The sequence below is a fragment of the Psychrobacter sp. M13 genome (assembly GCF_030718935.1).
GTDB lineage: Bacteria > Pseudomonadota > Gammaproteobacteria > Pseudomonadales > Moraxellaceae > Psychrobacter > Psychrobacter immobilis_G.
In genome coordinates, this window is sequence record NZ_CP132194.1 from 1695173 (window position 1) to 1718077 (window position 22905).

General features: G+C 43.1%; 17 protein-coding genes. 7 read left to right on the forward strand and 10 right to left on the reverse strand.

Annotated elements, in window-relative coordinates; translation table 11 throughout:
- Positions 1–46: 46 nt before the first annotated feature.
- A complete protein-coding gene (locus tag Q9G97_RS07080) occupies positions 47–3340 on the reverse strand; it encodes a type I restriction endonuclease subunit R (RefSeq protein WP_305898224.1) in 3294 nt (1097 codons plus the stop codon).
- A 127-nt stretch (positions 3341–3467) separates the two neighbouring features.
- On the opposite strand from Q9G97_RS07080, the gene Q9G97_RS07085 reads away from it, so the two are divergent.
- Together Q9G97_RS07085 and Q9G97_RS07090 are read left to right on the forward strand one after the other, a co-directional pair.
- A complete protein-coding gene (locus tag Q9G97_RS07085; RefSeq protein ID WP_305898225.1) occupies positions 3468–4292 on the forward strand; it encodes a M48 family metallopeptidase in 825 nt (274 codons plus the stop codon).
- A complete protein-coding gene (locus tag Q9G97_RS07090; protein WP_305898226.1) occupies positions 4289–4708 on the forward strand; it encodes a hypothetical protein in 420 nt (139 codons plus the stop codon). The genes Q9G97_RS07085 and Q9G97_RS07090 overlap by 4 nt, the downstream gene beginning before the upstream one ends.
- Before the next feature lie 181 nt (positions 4709–4889).
- Here Q9G97_RS07090 and Q9G97_RS07095 read toward each other — a convergent pair whose 3' ends face one another.
- The 9 genes from Q9G97_RS07095 to Q9G97_RS07135 all read right to left on the reverse strand — a co-directional run bounded on the left by Q9G97_RS07095 (position 4890) and on the right by Q9G97_RS07135 (position 17327).
- Positions 4890–5411, reverse strand: coding sequence for a hypothetical protein (locus Q9G97_RS07095; RefSeq protein ID WP_305898227.1), 522 nt, complete (start codon positions 5409–5411; stop codon positions 4890–4892).
- A 218-nt stretch (positions 5412–5629) separates the two neighbouring features.
- Complete coding sequence (locus Q9G97_RS07100) at positions 5630–6391, reverse strand: hypothetical protein (protein ID WP_305898228.1); 762 nt, start codon at positions 6389–6391, stop codon at positions 5630–5632.
- A 267-nt stretch (positions 6392–6658) separates the two neighbouring features.
- Positions 6659–7213, reverse strand: a complete 555-nt coding sequence (locus Q9G97_RS07105) for a transposase (RefSeq protein WP_305898229.1) — start codon at positions 7211–7213, stop codon at positions 6659–6661.
- A gap of 186 nt (positions 7214–7399) precedes the next feature.
- Positions 7400–8743, reverse strand: a complete 1344-nt coding sequence (locus Q9G97_RS07110; RefSeq protein WP_305898230.1) for a restriction endonuclease subunit S — start codon at positions 8741–8743, stop codon at positions 7400–7402.
- Positions 8743–11175 (reverse strand): class I SAM-dependent DNA methyltransferase, encoded by a 2433-nt coding sequence (locus Q9G97_RS07115; RefSeq protein WP_305898231.1) that lies wholly within the window; start codon positions 11173–11175, stop codon positions 8743–8745. Before Q9G97_RS07115 ends, Q9G97_RS07110 begins: the two co-directional genes overlap by 1 nt.
- 358 nt (positions 11176–11533) lie before the next feature.
- Positions 11534–12622: a CaiB/BaiF CoA-transferase family protein gene (locus tag Q9G97_RS07120; RefSeq protein WP_305898232.1), complete on the reverse strand. Its 1089-nt coding sequence runs from the start codon at positions 12620–12622 to the stop codon at positions 11534–11536.
- Positions 12615–14795 carry a 3-hydroxyacyl-CoA dehydrogenase NAD-binding domain-containing protein gene (locus Q9G97_RS07125; protein ID WP_305898233.1) on the reverse strand — a complete coding sequence of 727 codons (2181 nt, stop codon included), beginning with the start codon at positions 14793–14795 and terminating at the stop codon, positions 12615–12617. Before Q9G97_RS07125 ends, Q9G97_RS07120 begins: the two co-directional genes overlap by 8 nt.
- Before the next feature lie 56 nt (positions 14796–14851).
- Positions 14852–16060: an acetyl-CoA C-acetyltransferase gene (locus Q9G97_RS07130; protein WP_201573457.1), complete on the reverse strand. Its 1209-nt coding sequence runs from the start codon at positions 16058–16060 to the stop codon at positions 14852–14854.
- A 115-nt stretch (positions 16061–16175) separates the two neighbouring features.
- Positions 16176–17327 carry an acyl-CoA dehydrogenase family protein gene (locus tag Q9G97_RS07135; protein ID WP_201573458.1) on the reverse strand — a complete coding sequence of 384 codons (1152 nt, stop codon included), beginning with the start codon at positions 17325–17327 and terminating at the stop codon, positions 16176–16178.
- Between the two features lie 267 nt (positions 17328–17594).
- Between Q9G97_RS07135 and Q9G97_RS07140 the strand changes: the two genes are divergently transcribed.
- From Q9G97_RS07140 to Q9G97_RS07160, 5 genes are all read left to right on the forward strand, one after another.
- On the forward strand, positions 17595–18263 hold the full coding sequence (locus tag Q9G97_RS07140; RefSeq protein ID WP_305898234.1) for a TetR/AcrR family transcriptional regulator: 669 nt from the start codon (positions 17595–17597) through the stop codon (positions 18261–18263).
- Between the two features lie 192 nt (positions 18264–18455).
- A complete protein-coding gene (locus Q9G97_RS07145; RefSeq protein WP_305898235.1) occupies positions 18456–19010 on the forward strand; it encodes a carboxymuconolactone decarboxylase family protein in 555 nt (184 codons plus the stop codon).
- Between the two features lie 190 nt (positions 19011–19200).
- On the forward strand, positions 19201–19869 hold the full coding sequence (locus Q9G97_RS07150) for a DsbA family protein (protein WP_305898236.1): 669 nt from the start codon (positions 19201–19203) through the stop codon (positions 19867–19869).
- 277 nt (positions 19870–20146) lie between these two features.
- The gene (locus Q9G97_RS07155; protein WP_305898237.1) at positions 20147–20560 is read left to right on the forward strand and encodes a hypothetical protein; all 414 of its coding nucleotides are present in this window, start codon (positions 20147–20149) and stop codon (positions 20558–20560) included.
- Positions 20561–20597: 37 nt separating this feature from the next.
- Positions 20598–22751, forward strand: coding sequence for an FAD-dependent oxidoreductase (locus tag Q9G97_RS07160; RefSeq protein ID WP_305898238.1), 2154 nt, complete (start codon positions 20598–20600; stop codon positions 22749–22751).
- The last annotated feature ends 154 nt before the right edge of the window (positions 22752–22905 follow it).

Genomic DNA, 22905 nt, shown 5'->3' on the forward strand with positions numbered 1-22905 from the left:
GCTGATATGTGATCACTCAATTTAACATCAAACAACTATTTGCTCACTAAGCACATAATAAATCATAGACAACCTGCGCAAATTTCTGAGTCTTAACAGGATCTGAGAGCAGCTGCATCATCTGTTCTTCGTGTGCAGCACTACTACTCATAATGGCATCATCTAACGACTTAGAAAAGCCGCCAAGCATCGCTTGTGCTTTAGCATTATTAGCTATTTGCTTCATGACCAGGTCGTCTTCAGACATCTTGTCACTGACCGTATGCGCATAGTTCAGCATGTCCTTATCTGTCAGGTTTTCTGTGCTAAAAATCTCGTTGAGCCTAGTGATGATTTGCGATAATCGCTCTTCTTTTTTGTCCTTGGGCTTTGCCGTACCAGCGCCGCCGCCTGCATCCAGCTGATACTCACTTTTACTCTCTTGCAGCTTGAGGTCTTGCTGATAGAGCTTTGAGACACGGTAATGACTCATCACGATATTACTCAAATCAATATCGTCATCATCACTGGCGCTCTCGCGTAATAGCGGCTGTAGATTACGCGCGTATAAGCTGAGCTTCTCAAGATCCTTGCTGTCATAGTCAACGATTTGCGACATAAACTCATACTGGCGGGTAAAAGTGCCTAGATCCTTTTTAAAGATCTCAAGCTCGTCTTGCTTAGCCTTATAGCCTTTGTAGTCGTTCTCAGCATTGGTAATCAGTACTACATTACCTGTCGTTTTAGTTTCCTCAAGCATCGTTTTAGCATGTTTTGCTTCTGTACGCGCCTCAAGATACTGCTTTTGCCAACGTTCAACCGCTGGCTTACAGATATTACTAATAGCCGCGTTAGATTTGTTCTTGCTATAAAAAGCCTTAACGAACTGCTCAACTTCGTTTTTGGTAAAAATATTGCTGCTATCTAACTTGTTGTAAAGGTCATAAACTTGATCAGGGTCAGACACATCCGCCAAGGTCGCAGTCTCATAGTACGGCTGAAAGGCTTCAAGAATATCATCAGGATCGTTAAAGAAGTCGAGCACAAAGGTGCCGCTCTCTGCTTTACCTTTATAAGTACGATTAAGCCGTGACAAGGTCTGGACGCAATCGACACCGACTAACTTTTTATCTACGTACATGGCGCACAGTTTAGGCTGATCAAAGCCCGTCTGGAACTTATTAGCCACTAGCATCACCTGATAGTCATCACTGTCAAAGGCGGTACGTAGGTCACGTTTTTTTAGACCAGTATTCATATTATGTTCAGTGAACTTCTCACCGACCAGCGCACTACTATCAGGATCACTGCTGTTTTCTAAATCATGGGCGTCAAAGGTAACTTCCCCTGAGAACGCGACCATCGCACTGATACCGCGATAACCATTATCAGCAATATAGTTATCAAAAGCGATCTTATAGCGTACGGCCTCTTTACGCGAACCGGTTACCACCATCGCTTTGGCTTGCCCGCCAAGCAGACCTTTCACGTTATCATTAAAGTGCTCAATGATGACCTTGACCTTTTGTGCGATATTATGGTCATGGAGGCGCACCCAGTTATTCAATTTAATCTTGGCGCGGCGCGAATCGACCTCATCATCAGCTTTAAGGGTTTGCTTGAGCTGATAGACTACTTTGTAGTTGGTATAGTTCTTGAGCACATCTAAGATAAAGCCCTCCTCTATCGCTTGACGCATCGAATAGACATGATAAGACTCAGGCTTGTTTTGTTTGGAGGCGGGCAAGTCAGGATTGGGCAATCGCCCAAATAGCTCAATGGTTTTAGGCTTGGGCGTGGCGGTAAAGGCGTAATAACTCAGGTTGGGACTACTACGGCGCGCGGCAAGATTGGCCTCCATTGTCTGATTGATGACATCTTCATCAGATAACGCGCTATCCTCGCTCTTTTTTATCTCACCTGAGACCAGTACTTCTTTGAGCTGGCGCGCGGTAGATCCTGTCTGTGACGAGTGCGCTTCATCGGCAATGATGGCATAACGGCGCGACTTGAGCACGCTTGAGTCTTCAATCGCTTTGAGAACAAACGGAAAGGTTTGAATAGTAACAATGATGATCGGTTGCGCGTTGACTAGCGCATTAGCGAGCTGCTCAGACTTTGAGCCGTCACTTTCATTTCTATTGATCTTACCAACGACGCCATCGGCATGTTCAAACTGATAGATGGTATCTTGCAGTTGGTCATCGAGTATCGTGCGATCAGTGATAACGATGACCGAATGAAATTGCTTATCGCCTTGCTCATTATAAAGCGTTGAGAGTTGATGCGCCGTCCATGCGATAGAGTTGGACTTGCCTGATCCTGCGCTGTGCTGAATCAGGTATTTTTCACCCGTGCCCTCATCAATGGCGGCATCGACTAACTTGGTCACCACATCCCACTGGTGATAACGCGGAAACATCATGGTCTCGCGCTTGGATTTGAGTCCGATGACGTCCTCTTCTTCCTCTATTTGCAGGTGCATAAAGTGCCCAAGGATCGCCAGCAAGTTATCAGGCGTCAATACGTCATTCCATAGGTAGTCGGTGGCATAACGGCTGCTATCTGTCGGTACGTCATTACCCGCGCCGCCACTGGCTGTGCCCTTGTTAAACGGTAAAAAGTAGGTGTTCTCGCCTGCCAGCCTAGTAGTCATATAGACCTCATACTGACTGACGGCGAAATGTACCAGTGCACCGCGCTTAAACGTCAGTAGCGGCTCAGGCTTACCTGTAGCAGGGTCTTTTGGCAGGCGGGTCTTCTTATACTGGCTAATCGCATTATCAACCGACTGCTTAAACTCCGACTTTAGCTCCATCGTGGTGACAGGTATGCCATTGACGAATAGGACAATATCAATACGGTTACGCTTAGCGACCTTACCGTCGGTGTCGTCTTTTGGGCTGTTTTTTACGCTAATATGCGGGCTATACACGACCTCAGGGACAATTCTACAGATATTAGCCTTGTAGCGTGCCATAGTCTCGGGGTTTAGGTTGTGCTCAGGCTTGAACTGACAGAGAGAGAAGCGCGCGTTACGGATCTTGAGATCATGACGCAATACGCCCAAGGTGCCATAGGTACGCGAGGCTTTATCGGTCGCATTCTCATCCGCTTTATTCAGCTGCTTAACTAATGCGGTGATGAAATGACGCTCACTATCGATAGGATGAGTACGGCAAAACTTTTCCCACTCTTGTGGCTGGGTGGTCTGTACAAAGTCGAGCACGTCTTGCTCATATAGCGCGGTCTCAGCCGTATAGCCGCTGGCATGACCCAATTGCCAACCATGCGCTTGCATCTGAGTGACGATATCAGCTTGAAAGACAGATTCGTAGGTAACATTGTGCGCGTTAGTCATGTTGAGTCCATTCTTATTGTATTGACTGTCGTTGTAAGTATTTGGTCTGTGACCGCTAACATCATTAGCATTTACTAAGATTACTACCAATGGTAATATACTTTTACTTATATAGGTATACCAATATATGACCACACCTCAAGCACAGTCTAAGCTTAACGAAGTCTATGACTTTCTGATATCTTTTGAGGGGATGATCAATCCTGATAATATTAGATTTAGTCGTTGGTTAAGAGATGCTCAAGCCTTACGTAAAAGCAATCCTGCTGAAGGCTTTCTGATGGAAGCTTTAGTATACTTTTTGCAGGGTAAACTCGACAAAGCGGTTGATTATGCAGAAAAATCTTACCGATTCGATAAGGTAGTCGCTTGCAACGACTATACTACTATTTTATCTAGTGCTGGACAGTTCGAACAGGCTATGACGTTAGCCTTAACAAACTTACAGGAAGATAATTTTAATGCGCACGCCTTAAATAGATTAATTATAGATTCATCTATAACACTAGATAAAAATACTTTATCAAAAGGTTTATCTCTATTTAAAGATCCTAATGATAAATATAAAGCGATAATAAGCTTAGGTTATAGTACTTTAAAGAGATTAGATGAAGAAGCTTCTATGCTAGAACAATCAAAAGTCAATATTAAAGACTTTATAACCGTTTCATCTATAGCAACTAGGGCTCTAAATTCATGCTACTTTGGTATAAGTAAAATCAAGATGAATCTTCAGCATAACGAAGTAGGTACATTCTTAATCGTAGATGAAAAAATACCAAATATTGATATTGACGACTGTTTTGTTATCCATGATAAGTACACTGATAAGTTGATTGATAGTGAGTTATCTTTTAAAGATTATAAACGTATCGTCTATAATTTTTTGCCTTTTGAAGATGATGAGTTGTCAGAGTTTGAGATAAATAGACAGCAAGGGATTTTAGTTTGAGCGTAACTATAAAAGATTTGAAACAAGCTATAGATCAATTGTTTCCTAATCCCAAAAATATCACAGAAGAAGCCATTCAAAGAGCCTGTATCAATCGTCATTACTATTTGATCTACTCGACCATGTTAACAGTTATTAGGGACAACTTTCCTCAGTACGATATGAGTAGAGACGGCTCATTTAAGAATACGGGTTCTCATAATAGAGTCTTTCTTGTATTTGAAGAGATAGCAGAGCTAACAGATAGTAAAACAGCTAAAATGCTATCTTTGCAATTTACTAATTTTCTAACCAAGCGCCATAAAGCCGATTATAAACTCGATGAGACCTTCAGTAGTGGCGAATATGCTCAATGTCTAAGATATGCTGATAGAATACCAGAGCTTGCACAAGCACTGGTTGATGAGCAAGCTTAGCCAGTTGATTTTAGCTCGTAGCGTGGGTGCTAACCCACGAATTAATTTGAATTTATACTATAGATATTTATAAAATTGATTTAGTTAGTGAAGTTAAATACAATCAAAAGCAACAACTCCCCTAGTTTTACCAATCCATGCGATTGGATCATAAGACTAGGGGCTTTTTATGCGTTAAAGACTAAGTCGCATCGCGTGAGAATCCACCAAGGGCGCAAATGGCTTTGGCATATGGTTCTTCAAAAGAATGAGGCCTTCTGTCATAGTCTTCACCAGGACCAAAACCAATCAGCTGAAATTTCTTTTGATGGTCAGCGGTATAGCTATTACCGAATAGTTTACGTCCATAGCCTTGATAACAAAAAAACTGATAAGTGGCAATCTTATAGCTTTGGTCAACATTGAGCACTTTGACCTCTGATGTGGCCGTATTTTTAGTATTTCTAACGCTAGTATCGACAAAGTACGTTCTGCCTTTGTCATCTACACTGACTTGCAGCCAAGTATTACCGATGATGTTTTTATCAACGACACTTTCGGTAGCGGCGCGTTTGAGTATGGCGTCACGTTCTGCATGAGTAGGATAAATAGTATCTAAGGCTCTATTTTGCACACGTTCATTAGACGCATCTATCGCATCCATTACTGCACAACCTGATAGGCTTACGGCACTCATCATAAGCATGGCTATGGTTTTTTTCATAAATAGAATCCTTTGGTTAATCCATGATTATTTAGTAAAGGTATTAAAATCTTACAAATGTTAATTCTTATTATTGATATTGTAAAGCGTTTTATTACTTACTATCAGACGCCCGCCAGTCCCTCACATCAATCTTACCCGTAACAGCAGCAGATATTAGAGCGGTGCGGCATACTTGCACGGTTTATTCGACTTCATTAAAAAACGTAATCCAAGTTTTACGGCTCATCGCACATCTGCTTAAAGCTTTTACCGAATAACGCTTTATTCAGTTTTTGCTGATTTTTAAATACCACATCAGAGTCAGCATGATAGACCTGCTCATTCACGCAGTTACCAAAACCAAAAGTAACCAAGTTTATCTTGGCGTACTTAGTAGGGTTGCTGGCTTTTTCTTCCTGATAGCGCTTGGTAGCCAAACTGCGGTAATACTTGCCACCATCGTCTGTGATATCTGCTTGTTTTTGAATTTGCTCTTCAACAAACTGCTTCCATCTATTTTGCACAGCCGTTTCATTCTTTAATAACGGCTCAATATAAGTTTTACACATTTGCGAGCTTTGCTTGAGTGCCTCACTGGGATTCAGATATCCCAAAATCGTCAATTTATTTTGTTTGTATTCGCCGTCAATAGACTTGACCAACTCTTGCTTATAACCTTTTGCTTCAGGCACCACATCAAGTCGTTCAATATTATTCTTAACTTTTATATATTCTTCAGTAAGCTTGTCTAAGTCTTTCATCGATAACTTGTCTAGCGCGTCAATATCCATCGGTGGAAAAAAGCTATCTAGATTTGATCTTGTTAAGCTCTCTAGCACAAAATATGAGTTTTCGATTTGCTTAGCAGTATATTTATTACTGTCAAAGTCACCTTTCATACTGCAAAAATCATCTTCCCATTTATAGGTCTGTGCTTGGGCGATGGTGGTCACGGCCATTGATGCCAATAGAGCTGCTACGGTAACTGCTTTCATCATATAACTCCTTTTATTGTTTTGTTATTTGTAGGGTACTTTTTAAGCACCTGAAAGTCGTTAAAACAAAGCACTGCTAACTGCGAGCATAGCTCTTGTCTTGCGTCGGACAAAGCAGTGCTTTGCCTATTCCTCCTCAAGACTTGCAAGGAAAATTCTTTAAATAGAATTTTCTAACAACCTTAACGGTGCATGGAATGCACCCTACAAAAACTCATAATTATGAATTCTTTAGAACCTACGTAGGGTGCTTTTTAAGCACCATTATCGTCACTCTAAACCTTCTATAAAATCTGCTGAAAACTCAATGATACTCTCGCCCCAATCTGCTGAATAAAAACCACTTTTTACATAGCGATGAAAGCTAGAATGATTCCAATCAGCTGCTCTTTCAACCAGACCATGCTTTACAGGATTATAATGTATATAGTCGATGTGCTTTATAAAATCTTCTTCGCTGTTTATTTGGTGTTCATGAAAACGACGCTGCCATAGGCCTTTCTCGTTTCTGTCTATGCTCGACTGACTCAGACTTTCATGAGGTAAATGATATTGCGGACAGGCTTGCGTCGTTAAGCGTTTTATACGCGACCAGCACTGACTATAATTTGTGCCGTCCGTCGACATTTTCCAAATACAATGCAGGTGGTCAGGAAGCTGAATCCAAGCGATTATCTCAAATGGATATTGCTGTTGAACTTGTTTGATGCTTTCTCTAAAAGCTTGCAGGAAATCTCTTTCACAAAATATAGGTCGTCTATCATAAGCAACTAGTGTAAAGAAATAAGTCGCGCCTTTGGTATATGATCGAATATAGCGCGGCATTGCTTTAGATTCCCGTATTAAGTGTCGGATATTTTTGAGTAATAATTATCAATTTTAACAACCTTAATGGTGCGTGGAACGTATCCTAAAAAAACTCATAATTATGAATTCTTTAGAACATACGTAGGGTGCTTTTTAAGCAATGATTGATTATTGTAATAACCTTGATGGTGCGTGAAACGCACCCTACAAAACATCAGCCGCCCGCCAACCCCGAACATCAATCTTACCCGTAACCGCAGCAGATATTAAAGCCGTGCGGCGTTCTTGCATGAGTTGAATGGCTTTAATTGCTTTAGATTCTAGCTCTTCAAGCTTAGTGTTTTGATCGGCTATAAATCTGCATATTTCCATCTGTTCAATAACTAGGGGTACAGGTAGTCTATAGTCACTTAGAGACTCTCTATTTATCTTAGGCATTGCAACTCTGTCAGAGTCTAAAATTGCTGCTTTTGTAAAGTTATCTGACAGCATAAAAAAGTATAAGAAACGATTATCCAATCCATTTACTGCATTTATTGGGTACATATCGGCACTACACAACGCGGTTTCTTCTTCGCAAATAGCTACCTTTGCTAATGCAGGTCTTATCTTGCTATAGATTACTTCCCCTTTATAGCAAAGATACTTGCTACTATCTGCACCTTGTTCTTCGGCTGTCTCTTTATAGACAATCTTACCTGTACCCTTTTCAATATGATTGGGCGCATATAAAACTAAGTTTTTAAAATTAGGAGCTTTAGGATCAACCAACCCATTTCTTATTTGAGCACAATGACTGAATTTAGTTACTACCCAATGCTCAGGCACATCTCCCAACCATTCAACGCCTGAATCTTTCATCGGTGCATCAGGGTTTAAGCCTTTAGTCACCGCATGACTAATCACCGCTTGGCGCTTTTCTTTTAACAGTTGGATAAGGGTTTGCTGTTTTTCGATTAAAGTATCGATTTGAGCGGTTTCATGGTCGAGGAAGTTGGCGATTTTGATATCAATTTTTGTAGCAGGCAAAGGAATTGGAAAGTTATTTATATTTTCCTGCGTCATGGTAGGCATTCCACTACCGGTATTACTTACTTCAATTTTGGCTTTAATTAAAGAAGAATTAAACAAATAGCTCAGAAATCTAGAATCTATACTAGATTTCTTTATTAACACCATTTGTGGATTAATTGTCATAGGCTCTCCAACCTCTCTAACAATTGTTGACTTCCCAAAAGTAGAACCAGTTTTAACTAGTAAAATATCATTCTCTTCCACCATAATCTCAGGAGACTCAAAATACTTAGCCCAGCTTAGATAAGATTTTTTTTCTAAAGAAAACTGGTCATTATCTACATTAGAAGGACTTAATACTATAGCTCCTTGTCCTTCATCAACTATGTCATCAACTGTATAACCACGAAATCCAATCCTACCAACTATAGAAGCTACAAACTTCAAATGAGTAACGCCCCAACTATTAGGAATATCCCCCAACCACTCAATACCCGAATCTTTATACTCATCATACTGTTGATACTTCGCCATTACGAATGCACCTCACCCAATAATTGCATAATCTCAGTGCTAACAGCATCCAAGTCTGCATCGATATCAGCAAGCGGACGCGGTGGCTCATACACATAGAAATGACGGTTAAACGGTATCTCAAAGCCCACAATGCCAATCTCTTCATCGATAGCATCAGTCTTTTCGCTATTTATCCACGCATCAGGCACATGCGGCTGTACTTCACGGACAAAGTAATTTTCGATCAGCTCAGTAGTTGTCACCTCAGGATTGAGCGGTACGTTTTCGTAATCACGTAAGTCGCTATCGGTTTGGAACTCGACTATTTTGGTCTTGCTGGCAGGGTCAGTATAACTAAATGCACCATAAATCGGATTGGCAACCTTAACCGCTTTTTTGATGACGGGTTCTGCTTCAGGATTTTTCCAAGTGATAGCGTCTATGATCTGCTTTTTCTCTTTGGCGTCAAGACTAATATCTAAACTGGCATCAGCGTCGTTTAACGCTTGCTTAAACACTTTTTCAAACGCATTGAAATCATCGAACTGGCTCGTGCCATGCTCTTTTTGAATGACCGCTTGCAAGGCTTTGGCTTTAGTCATAATCGCGAGCTGATCTTGCCAAACCTTAGGATCAAGCACATCTTTGATTTGCTTTTCTTTCAGCTCGCTAAAGTCTGCCTTAATCATTGCCCGTGCTTCTAAGGCGACTGCTGATAAGTCGCCGTAGCTTTTACTACTGTCATTGCTGTCACTATCAGTCGTCCAGTGACTACCAAAAGCTTCATATAACGCTGGCATGACCATATCAAACGGTTTAGAAGCATAACGTAGGGTTTCGATAGCCGCGTCGGATAACTGCGCAGACAGACGTAGCGGACGCTCAATCGTGATACGGCGATAGCCAAACTCATGAGTGGCAAATATCTTACTGGCAAAGGTTTTGGCAGGAGCATTGGTCGGATTGGCAGATTGGCGACCACGGTTCGACTTTACCTCTTCAGGCTTATCTAATACACGCGCGTCTACCACTTCAAAGTCACCGAAGCTGCGAATAATGATCTTGGCATCATCTTCACTCATCTCATTACGCTTGGAGCCGAGTGATTTACGCATCTTGCTATATAGATTGCTACCGTCGATTAATTGCACCTTGCCACGGCGCTCATCCGCTTTCTTATTGCTTAATATCCAGATATAGGTCGCAATGCCGGTGTTATAGAACATATCGTTTGGCAAGGCGATGATGGCTTCTAATAAGTCAGCCTCCAAGATATAACGGCGAATCTCACTTTCACCGCTCCCCGCACCGCCCGTGAATAGCGGTGACCCATTGAGAATAATACCGATACGGCTGCCTTGATTATTGGTTTGATTGGTGTTTTGCGTGCTTCTGTTATCCGTCTCTTGCTCACTAGCCAGCTCGTTACTAACGATAGGACGCATCTTGCTTAGCAGATGCATGAGGAATAACAGCGAGCCATCAGACACCCGTGGCAAGCCAGCCCCAAAGCGACCGTCAAAGCCTTTTTGATCGTGCTCGTCTTTGATCTCGCCTGATATCTTTTTCCAGTCTACCCCGAATGGCGGATTGGACAACATATAGTCAAACTTCTCGCCTGCCAACTGATCACTGGATAAGGTATTGCCCAACTTGATGTTATTGACCTCTTGTCCTTTGATCAGCATATCGGCTTTACAGATAGCGTAGGACTCAGGGTTTAGCTCTTGCCCGTAGGTACGCATCACCGCGTCAGGGTTTAGCTCTAGCACGTATTCCATACCCGAGGACAAAAAGCCGCCAGTGCCCGCTGTCGGATCATATATCGTGCGAATGATGCCTTCCTTGCTCAGAACACTATCATCCTCCATAAACACCAGTGACGTAGTCAAGCGAACGATATCACGCGGGGTAAAATGCTCGCCTGCCGTCTCATTTGAGCTTTCAGCAAAGCGGCGAATCAGCTCTTCAAACACAAAGCCCATTTCGTGATTAGATATAGCCTCAGGGCTTAGATCGGTATTGGCGAATTTCTGCACCACTTTATACAGTAAATTAGCATCTGCAAGTTGCCCGACAAACTCTTCAAACTTGAAATGTTCAAATATCTCACGCGCATCTTTAGAGAAGGATTGCACGTAAGTATTTAAGTTGTCTTTTATATCGCTTTGACCCATCTTGCTCAGATCCATCGGCGAGATATTGTAGAACGGTCGCTTGCTGGCGCGTATCAAGAACTTCTCTTGTGCTTCCTCCGATAGACCCATCTCAGCGATGCGCAGGCTTTCGGTGACGACATTGGCCTTGTGCTCTTCTAACACGCACTCTAGGCGGCGCAGTAGTGTAAAGGGCAAGATGATGCGACCGTATTGAGATTGCTTAAAGTCGCCGCGCAATAGGTCAGCGACAGACCAGATGAAAGCCGCTGTTTGAGAGAAGTTTTTGGTCATTGGAGTCATCTTTTGTTTATTGGGCAAAATAGAGTTTTTAGATTCATTGTAAGCGATGAGGCAGTCATACATTCATTGACAAAATATCACCATCATAAGGGTATTCGACATTACTCGGCAAGTCTGAATATGAAATTCTGTAAAAATAGTAGGTTTGATGGCTAGGGCACGAGACCAATCCGCTGAGCGTCTATCATCAGCAAATCAACCGAGTCAAAAACGCTGGTGATTAGGGTCTGTTGAACATTAAAAAAGCCACTATACTTTTATAGCGGCTTTTTTAATCTTTAGCAATAATCTCAGTCGTGCCATGCTTTAACATCATTGACTGTTTAAGACCATATAACTCACACTGCTATTAGCTAACCCTCTGCCAACCTGATGTCGCTTGATGGTTATCCTGATGAGCAAATAATGGATGTGCTTTTGCCTCCTCTAAGGTTAGTACAGGCGTCACGCAGACATCTGCTGCTGCAAATAGATCTTGCCAATGTGTGAGTGGTTGACTAGCAAACCTTTTAGTGACTTTGGCGGCGGCCTCTTTGCTAGCAGATAGGTTCGGCATCACACCGCGCTGCCAATGCGCGTCTTTGAGCTCAGGCAGCTCTAACACTTCACATAACCCTTGCCAGAACTTCAGCTCTAGTGACCCTACTGCCATGTAACGATTATCCAAAGTTTTATATAAGCAATAGCAAGGTAGCAGTCCACCCAAAAAGTCATGTTGAGGCGGTGGATTCTGTCCTGAGAAGCTCTTAACTAGCGTGCCTGTCGCCTTGGGCATAATCATGTGATTGTATAAGCTATGCGTCATGCTGACTGCGACATGCCGGCCTTTACCCGTACGCTGCGCGGCAAAAACCGCTGCTAACAAGGCAATCACTGCGGTATCACTACCGCCTGCCAAGTCTGCAAACTGGACGTTGGGCATAGCTTGCTCGCCCTTAGCAGTCTTTAGCTGATCAAGTACGCCACTCATCGCCATAAAGTTGATATCGTGACCGGCTTTGTCTGCCCAGTCATGAGTCACGTCGTTGTCATCAACCATGCCATAGCCGGTAATCGAGACGATGACCAGCTTTGGGTTTATCGCATGCAAGGTTTGGGCGTCTAAACCCATACCCTTTAGCACTCCAGGACGAAAGCTATCGAGCATGACATCAGCATTCTTAAGGTACGTCTTGACTGACGCTATGCCCTTGTCATCACGAAAATCAACCTTTTCGATAGTTTTACCGTGGTTCAAGGCGTCAAACAATCCACCCAAAGCGCGAGCGGGATCACCGCCTTTGGGCTCGATTTTTATAATTTCAGCGCCCAAATCAGCAAGCAAACGCGTGGCAAAAGGCCCCGGCAGATTGCGCGTCAAATCTATGATGCGCAATCCTTGTAAGCAATCGCTCATTTGACTAATAGCTGATGGATGTAAACTATCATTATTAGCCATCTACAAACTCCTTGCCACTTGAAGCCATCTCTACCAAGATGTTAGCTGGCTCAAAACGCTCGCCATATTGCTTGGCAAGCTGACGACTACGGGCCACAAACTGCTCGACACCCATAGAGTTAATAAACTGCAATGTACCGCCTTGATGCGGCGCAAAACCCCAACCAAAGATAGAGCCGATATTGGTATCCGCCACTGAGCGCACGACGTTTTCTTCAAAACATTTAGCCGACTCGTTAGCTTGAATGAACATCAAACGGTCCACTAAATCCTCTTGGCTTGGCTGCTCTGGGGCGGTTGGATATAAGTTCACCAGCTCAGGCCATAAGTGCTTATCGCCTTTATCGGGATACTCATAAAAGCCTTTACCGTTCTTTTTACCTTCACGGTCATGCTCTTTGACTAAAGTTTTGAGGATATTGTACGACGGGCGCATCGCCATGGTTTTACCCTCCGCTTCCATATCCTTTTGCTGCTGCTCGCTCACAAGCAAGGCTAAGCTTAGTGACACCTCATCTTGTAGCGCTAGTGGCGGCATAGGCATGCCGGTTTTCATACCAGCAACTTCGATACTGCGCGGATGTACGCCCTCGCCTAACATGGTGACGCCTTCTGACACATAAGTGCCGAATACGCGTGAAGTATAAAACCCGCGACTGTCATTAACGACGATTGGGGTTTTGCCGATTTGCAATACATAATCAAAAGCTTTGGCTAAGGTGTCATCGTCGGTCTTTTCGCCCACAATGATTTCAACCAGAGGCATCTTGTCGACGGGCGAGAAGAAATGTAAACCAATAAATTGCTGTGGACGTTTGCTCGCTTGGGCCAATCCAGTGATAGGCAAGGTTGAGGTGTTAGACGCATAAACCGCTGATTCTGGAATCACGGCTTCAGACTGCTGAGTACACTTGGCTTTGATTTCACGATTTTCGAACACCGCTTCAATAATTAGATCGCAGTCTGCTAGATCATCATAAGAGACGGTCGGCTTGATACGATCTAGTAGCGCTTGTTTCTTGTCCTCATTTGAGCGTTTGCGACTGATGGCTTTGTCCAACAGATTAATAGAGTACGCTTTGCCTTTTTCAGCACCCGCTAGTTCGGTATCAAGCAATACGACCTCTAGTCCTGCTTTAGCGCTAACGTAGGCAATACCTGCGCCCATCATACCCGCGCCTAAGATGCCTACTTTTTTGGTTTTGTAGCGCTCAATGCCATCAGGACGAGACTGGCCCTTTTTGATGCTATTAAGCTGCGTCCAAAGGGTGTTGATCATGTTTCTAGATTCGGGCGATAACACACAAGCGGCAAAAAAGCGCGACTCAAGCTCAAGACCGGTATCGATATCGACGATACAGCCTTCAAAGACGCTAGACATGATATGGGTAATCGCAGGATAGTTACCATGCGACTTTTGATTGGCCATGGCAGGCGCGATAGAGAACACTTGCACCACTTTAGGATGCATACTGTTACCACCTGGGATTTTAAAGCCTTTTTTATCCCAAGGTTGTTGCGCGCTGCAATTGGCTTTGATCCACTCTTTTGCTTGCGCTAACATATCATCTTTATCGGTAGCTATCGCATCAATCAGACCGATATCTAATGCCGCTTTAGCTCTTAGCTCAACCCCTTGCGTCATCAGCTCAAGCGCTTTTTGAATACCGACGAGCCTTGGCAGGCGCTGAGTACCACCGCCACCCGGCAATAATCCTAGCTTAACTTCTGGCAGACCGAGCTTAGTCTTTGGAGAGTCAATCGCTATACGGTAGTGACAGGCTAGTGCCAGCTCAAGCCCGCCGCCCAATGCCGTTCCTGTCATGGCAGCGACTACAGGTTTACCTGAGGTTTCAAGTTTACGTAAACTAGCTTTTAGGTCTTCGACCAGATCAAAAGCCTGCTCAGCGGTTTCAATGTTAGAGAGCTGATCGATATCCGCGCCAACCACGAAGCTGTCTTTTGCTGAGGTTAAGATGAGACCTTTAGCAGACTCATCGTTAATAAAACTGCCCGCCATAGCGGCAAAAGCTTCGGTAAACCCATCGCCGATAACGTTCATTTTTCGATCGCTTTGATCGATAGTGACGGTGACGATACCGTCATCATCACGCTGCGCTAAAAAATTGGCTAAATTGTTTATAGCGTCAATGCTGTCTGTATTTGTAGTCATTTTTTATCCTTTAAATGATCTCAAAGTTATCATTTTCATTTTGGTAAATAGAGGAGTTATACTCGCTCAATGATAGTCGCAATACCCATACCACCACCGACGCACAACGTCAGCATAGCGGTTTTGAGGTCACGGCGCTCCAGCTCATCTAAAACCGTAGTCATTAGCATAGCACCCGTAGCACCTAGCGGATGACCCATAGCAATAGCGCCACCATTGACGTTGACGATATCAAGCGAGATACCTAAGTCATGAGCGGTGTTCATAGGAACCGCAGCAAAGGCTTCGTTGATCTCCCACAGATCAATATCAGAGGCTTTCATACCCGCTTTATCTAGCGCTTTTTGGCAAGCAGGCGTGGGACCAGTCAGCATGATGGCTGGTTCTGAACCAATAACCGAGGCCATAGTAATCTTGGCACGCGGTTTAAGGCCCGCTTTTTTGCCAGCAGCAGCACTACCAACTAAGCATATCGCCGCACCGTCAACGATACCCGATGAATTACCTGCATGATGGACGTGGTTTACTTTTTCGATAGTGGTGTATTTATCCAAGATGACGCTATTAAAACCCATCTGACCAGGCATAATAAAAGAAGGATTCAGCCCTGCTAACGTCTCAACCGTAGTATTTGGACGAATGGTTTCGTCTTTATCCAATAACAACATGCCGTTAATGTCTGTGACGGGCACAACTGATTTATCATTATAGCCCTGCTCCCAAGCGTTGGCAGCGCGGCGATGTGATTCAGTAGCGAACGCGTCAACATCGCTGCGACTAAAGCCTTTTAGCGTGGCTATAGTATCAGCGCCAACCCCTTGTGGTACAAAGGCAGTAGCCGCGTTGACTCGTGGATCCATGTACCATGCACCGCCATCAGATCCCATAGGCACGCGGCTCATTGACTCGACGCCACCTGCGACGACTAAATCCTCCATGCCCGACATGACTTTGGCCGCAGCAAGATTAATAGACTCAAGACCTGAAGCACAGAATCGAGATAACGTTAAGCCTGCGGCGCTCTGTGCCCAGCCAGCATCGAGAACCGCAGTACGAGCAATGTCAGAACCCTGCTCGCCTACTGGAGTGACGCAGCCAAGTACCACGTCATCTACCAAGCTAGTGTCTAGGTTATGACGCTGCTCCATCTCTTTTAATAAACCACGAACCAGCCATATAGGCGATGCTTGGTATAAAGAGCCGTCCTTTTTGCCTTTACCACGCGGGGTACGAATACTGTCATAGATATAAGCGGTCTCAGTCATAAAAATCCCTTTAATATTTTTGATAAGTGCTAAATTATATGATATTGAGAAAGACGTATCCTTCTCAATTTATGTTTAATATTAAAAATATATAGCTCTATCTCGATTATAGAAATTACATAAAGCGCGAGGCTAGCTCTTTCATTATCTCATTAGTGCCACCGTAGATTTTTTGTACGCGAGCATCAGCATACATACGAGCGATTGGATATTCTGACATATAACCGTAACCACCGAATAGCTGTAAGCACTCATCCATAGTTTTGCACTGTTTTTCAGTTACCCAGTACTTAATGAGCGAGGCTTGCGCGGCGTCAAGTTTACCTTCTATTTGCGCCTCCACTGCTGAATCGCACAAGGCTTTTACTGCTAAATAGTCCGCTTGTACCTCAGCGAGCTTAAAGCGCGTGTTTTGGAACTTCCAAATCGGCTTGCCAAAGGCTTCACGTTGTTTGACATAATCGAGTGTCAGCTCTAAAGCCAGTTTCATAGCGCCGCAGCCACTTAGAGCAATAATCAGGCGCTCTTGTGGCAACTCTTGCATCATGTGCATAAAGCCTAGACCTTCCATACCGCCGAGTACGTTTTTCTGTGGCACACGGACATTACTAAAGAATAGCTCTGAGGTATCTTGACCAGCAAGGCCCGTCTTTTTAAGGTTGCGACCACGTGAGAAACCTTCTAAACCATCCGTTTCAACGAGGATAAGAGAGACGCCATGAGCACCTTTGTCGCGGTCTGTCTTACAAGCTAATAGCACAATATTGGCATGCTGACCGTTAGTGATAAAGGTCTTTGAGCCATTGATGATATAGTCATCACCATCCTTTTTAGCAAAGGTCTTGATGGCTTGTAAGTCAGACCCTGTACCAGGTTCCGTCATCGCAATAGCGCCAACGTATTCGCCCGTTGCCATTTTAGGTAGCAATGATTTTTTCTGCTCTTCTGTGCCAAGCTTATAGATATAGGGCGCTACAATACCTGAATGCACCATACCGCCATACCCTGCTTGGTTCGCTTGCGCTTGCGCTAATAAAATAGCAGCTTCATGACCAAAGTCGCCACCGCCGCCGCCATATTCTTCTGGTATTGATGCACATAAAAAGCCCATCTCGCCAGCCTCTTCCCAAGCATCACGATCAATCATGCCGTTTTCGCGCCATCCTTCGTCTCTGTCTTCCCAGCTTTGGAACATTTTTAGAGCACTGTCATATACCATTTCGTGCTCTTCGGTCATCCATTTTGCTGCAAATGCGTTAATACTCATATTATCTATCCTTGATTTTATTTAATCCATGAAGTGCAAAAATTAAAGCTTTGTTAATGGTTACAATAAATGGTAATTTATATTACCCTTTTATTGGTGGTTTAAACCCATGTAAATAATAACTTATAAAACCTATACTAGATTATCAAAAGTCATCATTCAATTAATTTTATAAAAATGGTAATTTTTATTACCCTATATAAATATAGTAGATTAAATAAATAAAGTGACTTTAATTTAAGCAAATTAATAAGGGAGCAAACGGTAATGACAGTTAAAATAGTCAATCAAAAAGTGATCCATCAAGACAACAGTACGAAGACTTCTCAACACTTAGCGCCGCTAGCAGATATGCGGCCAGCCACCTTAGATAAAATAGAAAAAGCAGTACGCCAACTGTTTGCTACCAGTGATGCCAGCGAAGTGACCATGATACAAATCGCCAGCACGGCAAACGTATCGCTGCAAACGCTCTATAAGTATTTTGGTGATAAGCAAACGGTGCTTTATACTATTATGGATATCGTATTAGGTAGGCTGGCGACGAGGATTATGGATCATCTGCAAGGGATTGATAGTGTCAAGGATCGCTTGCGAAAAACGCTGTGGGTGTGCTTAGACTTTGTAGACACTCAACCCGACGCGGTTATGGTGCTATCTACTGTCTCAGTATCACGCTTTCACAATATTGCTATTTATGAGAATAAAGAGCTCATTGATGCGTTTTTGAGTGTGCTGGCAGATGGTCAAAATCGAGGCGTTTTGAATGATAAAGTCCCTTTGTACATACTCTTTGATGTATTTATGGGATTTATCAATCGTCTAGGCATTATGCACATTCTGCGTAAAACCGATAGAGCTATTAACACAGATTTTGATACTTTGTTTGAGATGTTATGGCGCTCAATGGCCAAGCCTGAGATATCAACTCATTAAGTTAAACTTAGATATTTACAATTAATATAAACAATCACTCAAATTGATGTTGAGCAATCACTCAAATTCATTTATAGTGGTTCATGTCGTTCAATTTAAGCAATGCTATATTACAAATTGAGCACTTACTCAAATTGATAGAATTTTTAATTTGAGTCACTTATACCACTAAATATAAAATTAGGATCTATTATGACTGAATTTACCCTTCACGATAAACAAAGCGCCCCAACAGACAGCCAAGCCTTGCTTGACGTATCTATCAGTGCTTTTGGCATGGTACCCAACTTACATGCGGTTATGGCAGAAGCACCGGGACTACTTGAGGGCTATCAGCGTTTGCATCAATTATTTTTAGACAGCAGTTTTGACGACGAAGAAACCACCGTCGTGTGGCAGACTATTAATGTCGAGCATGCTTGTCACTATTGCGTTCCTGCCCATACGGGTATCGCTAAAAGTATGAAAGTAGATGACGCTATCACGGAAGCACTGCGTAATGAAACGCTGCTACCAACTGAAAAGCTTGAAGCACTGCGCAACTTTACGCTATCCGTCGTTCGAGATCGTGGTAACGTCGATGATAGCGCGGTACAAGCGTTTTTAGATGCTGGATTTACCAAGCGTCAGGTTTTAGAAGTCATTCTTGGTGCCGCGCAAAAAGTAATGAGTAACTACACCAATCATCTTGCTAACACTCCGATAGACAAACCATTCCAAAAGTTTGAATGGCACAAAGTCGACTAACGATTCAAACTAATTAAGCCGACTAAATATATAAGTTAAGGCGACAATTAATTTGATGTTGCCATAACCCCTTTAGTCTTTTTATGCTATTTTCAGAAGACTGTTACCTGCGAGATAATTGGGTGGCAGTTTTTTTGATTAAACTCATAGATAACAACCAAGTTATAGACAACTATTAGCGAGAGAGCATATGGAAAACTCAAAGCAGTTATCATCAGAGCAACCACTGCGCATAGATATCGTATCGGACGTTGTTTGTCCTTGGTGTGCTATCGGCTATCACCAGCTAGCAAAGGCATTGGAAGAAAGCGGTGTAGCGTATGAGATACAATGGCATCCGTTCGAGCTAAACCCACATACACCGCCTGAAGGACGAAACTTGTATGAGCATATTATGGGCAAGTATGGCTCAAGTAAGCAAGAATCTGATGCCAGCCGAGCGAGAATGACCCAAGCTGGTAGCGAGGTTGGCTTTGAGTTCAATTTCCATGAAGATACGCGAACGTATAATACTTTTAACCTGCATCAACTGCTACATTGGGCGGATCAGCAAGGGCGTATGCACGACTTAAAGCTGGCACTTTTTACGGCCCAATTCACTGATAGTCGCAATGTATCTGATAGTGACGTGCTTGCCGATATTGCAGCAAATATTGGGTTAGATCGCAGCGAGGCATTAGCGGTCATTGCAGATCAGCGTTTTGCCAAAGACGTACGCGAGGCCATACAGCACTCACGTGAACAAGGTGTTCAAAGCGTGCCATCAGTTATTTTCAATGGTCGTCACTTAGTTAGCGGTGCTCAAGGGGTTGAGAGCTATATCAGCATTATAAATCAACTGTCTGAAATGCCAGACTAGATAAAGCTCATTGTTGTACCCTATTAAATGAATCAACATTAAAAGCTTAGCCAAAAGCACTGTTCTTGAAGATAGTTAGACATTTTTAAAAACAGTACTAAAGTCATACTTAAGTAGCATGACTGTCACTAAATTTGAGCAATCATTCAAAAATAATAGTAAGAGCGTTAGAGTGATACCTATAGTAAAGAAGGATCAGTGGTTTAGCTAAAAACTATAGTCTCTTCTAACACTCGCTATCCACAACAGTTAACACAAATCTTAAAAGGTGCACGACATGCCAAAACATTTGCCGCTTTCACTGCTACTACTTCGTATTGGTATTTTTATTGTGTTCCTATTTTGGACACTCGACAAATTCGTGAACCCTGACCACACAGCAGGTGTTTTTTCTAAATTTTATGCCATGGAGGATTTAGGTAATACTCTGATTTATGTGATGGGTAGCTTACAGATGGTGCTGATACTTCTGTTTGTAGTCGGACTATTTAAGGTTTGGACTTATGGCATTGTGTTGCTATTTCATAGCGTCTCAACGCTAGCGACTTTTGGTTTATATCTAAAACCTTTTGATAATTTACTATTTTTTGCAGCGTGGCCTATGTTAGCGGCATGTATAGCGCTTTTCTTGTTGAGAGATTGGGATACCTTTACTTTAGGTAAAACAGCAAAACCACTCCAGAGCTTCTAGATACTAAACGCTTCAATGCTGATGATACGGATGTATTATGATTAAGAAAATAGTTTTATTATTAATTGCAGCCATAGTGATTGCTCTGTTCTTCTACTTTGACCTGAACCAATTGCTCACCCTTGAAGGCCTGAAAGGCTCGATGGATCAATTTAGTCAGTATAAAGAGCAATCACCAGTCCTCATCATCGGCGGTTTCTTTTTACTCTATGTGGTCGTCACTGCCCTTTCCCTACCTGGCGCTACTATTTTGACGCTAGCAGCAGGGGCGCTGTTTGGTCTAGTTCAAGGACTGCTCATTGCCTCTTTTGCCTCAACTATCGGCGCTACAGTAGCCTTTTTGGTATCGCGTTACGTGTTACGTGATACTATCCAGCAGCGTTTTCCAGAACGTCTAGCGGCTATCGATGCTGGGGTCAAAAAAGAAGGTGGTTTTTACTTATTTACCTTACGTCTAGTGCCCGTGTTTCCTTTTTTCCTTATTAACTTATTAATGGGCCTGACTTCTATAAAGACATGGACGTTTTATTGGGTCAGCCAATTAGGTATGTTGGCAGGTACCTTTGTATTTGTGAATGCTGGGACACAGCTGGCGCAGATAGAGAGCTTGTCAGGTATCCTATCCTTTAAATTGATAATGTCGTTTGCTTTATTGGGTATTTTCCCATTCATTGCCAAAGGCATCTTAAACATGTTTAAAAGACGCAAAGTATATAAAGGCTACACTAAACCTAAAAAATTCGATCGCAATATGATCGTCATTGGTGCAGGTGCGGGCGGATTAGTAACGAGCTACATTGCAGCTGCCGTAAAAGCAAAAGTGACCTTGATTGAAGCGGGTGAGATGGGCGGCGACTGTCTAAACTATGGCTGTGTGCCAAGCAAATCTATTATCAAAAGTGCTAAAGTCGCTGAGCAAATACGTAACGGTGAGCTTTATGGCTTAGACGCTATGACCCCGCAATTTTCATTCAAAAGAGTGATGGCACGCGTACATCGAGTCATCGCTGATATCGCCCCGCATGATAGTGTTGAGCGCTATGCTGATTTGGGAGTAGAAGTTCTGAAGGGGTACGCCACTTTAGTCGATCCGTGGACAGTAGAGATTAAACTTAACGACGGTGGCAGCCAGACACTCACCGCGCGTACTATCGTTATCGCCACAGGGGCACGCCCCTTTGTACCGCCATTACCAGGTATTGAAGAGACAGGTTATGTCACCAGCGACACTTTATGGGATAAATTTGCACAATTTGATGAAGCGCCTAAGAAGCTAGTCGTGCTTGGCGGTGGCCCTATCGGCTGTGAGCTGGCACAAAGCTTTGCACGGCTCGGCTCAGAGGTCACGCAGATTGAGATGGGTGACCGTATTATGAGTAAAGAGGATACCGAAGTATCTGACTTTGCGCATAAGTCATTGACCACAAGTGGCGTTGATATTCTCACCTCACATCAAGCCATACGCTGTGAGTCACGTGACGATAAAAAATATATCGTAGTCAAACATAATGATGCTGAGATGGCTATTGAATACGATGAACTCCTATGTGCCGTTGGTCGTAGTGCCCGCTTGACAGGTTATGGCCTTGAAGCCTTGGGAATTGAGACAGATCGCACGATTGTCACCAATGAATACTTAGAGACTCTCTATCCCAATATTTATGCGGCAGGCGATATCGTGGGTCCCTATCAGTTTACTCATGTGGCTGCTCATCAAGCATGGTACGCCGCTGTTAACGGTTTATTCGGTCATTTAAAAAAATTCAAAGTTGATTATCGAGTGATACCATGGACAACGTTTATTGATCCAGAAGTGGCTCGCGTTGGCTTAAATGAACAAGAAGCTATCGACAAAGGCATCGACTTTGAGATTACCCGTTTTGAATTTGAAGAGCTAGATCGTGCCATCACAGAGGGAGCGACGAAAGGCTTTATCAAAGTCATTACGCCTAAAGGCAAGGATAAGATCCTTGGGGTTACCATCGTATCTGAGCATGCAGGCGACTTATTAGCAGAATTTGTCTTAGCGATGAAACATGGCTTAGGACTCAATAAAATACTCGGTACGATTCATAGTTATCCTACTTGGGCTGAGGGCAACAAGTCTGTCGCTGGTGAATGGAAAAAAGCCCATGCACCTGAGACCGTATTAAACTGGGTAGAAAAATACCATACTTGGCGTCGAGGCTAGTATCTAAGTAGTAACTACACGTAGGTTTTAAAGATTATGAAACCTACTTATCGTAAGAATTAAACAGAAATTCATAGATAAAGAATAGCCCCTATCGCTCAAAATGGAATTGAGATGCTCATTACTACTCCTAGGTCACTATTAACCCGCTATC